This window comes from Campylobacter sp. RM9328, assembly GCF_012978615.1.
Genome location: NZ_LIWF01000067.1, coordinates 1 through 532, shown reverse-complemented (window position 1 = coordinate 532; position 532 = coordinate 1). Strand labels below are relative to the sequence as shown.

Below are 532 nucleotides of genomic sequence, written 5' to 3'. Positions count from 1 at the left end.
GGCTTTAACTTTGCTTACCAAGCTTCAAACACAACTGAAAAATTTTAATCATTCACAATCAAATTTGCAAGATAAAATTTTATCTACTTTTATCACAAATTTAACAACGCAAATCAAACAAACACACTCCGAACTCAAACTTTTAGCTTATGATTTATTAAAAAATATTATCCCACAAACAGAAAAAATTATAAAAGAAAATAAAGGCATAGGTATTGATTTGGCTTTGAATTTATTTCCTCAACTTCATTTTAATCGTGATAAGTCTGAAAAGCAGATTGTTAGCTTTATAGGCTTATCACCCCGAGTTTTCCAAAGTGGTTCGAGCGTCAATAAAACGCTTTGTATTAATAAACATGGTAGCCCGTTAATACGTAAGTCATTATTTACTTGCGCTTTAGTGTGTATTCGTTTTAATGATAAATTTAGAATACGTTATGAGAACTTAATATCTAGGGGTAAGAATAAAAAGCTGGCTATTGTTGCCGTTATGTGTGCGATAGTTCGCTATCTAAAAAGCTTTTTTAAATTT

Annotated in this window: 1 protein-coding gene; it reads left to right on the top strand. The window is 30.1% G+C overall.

Annotation, left to right across the window (positions count from 1 at the left end; genetic code table 11):
* A partial coding sequence (locus CCAL9328_RS10720) for a transposase (protein WP_170000645.1) occupies positions 1–532 on the top strand: 532 nt, incomplete at both ends.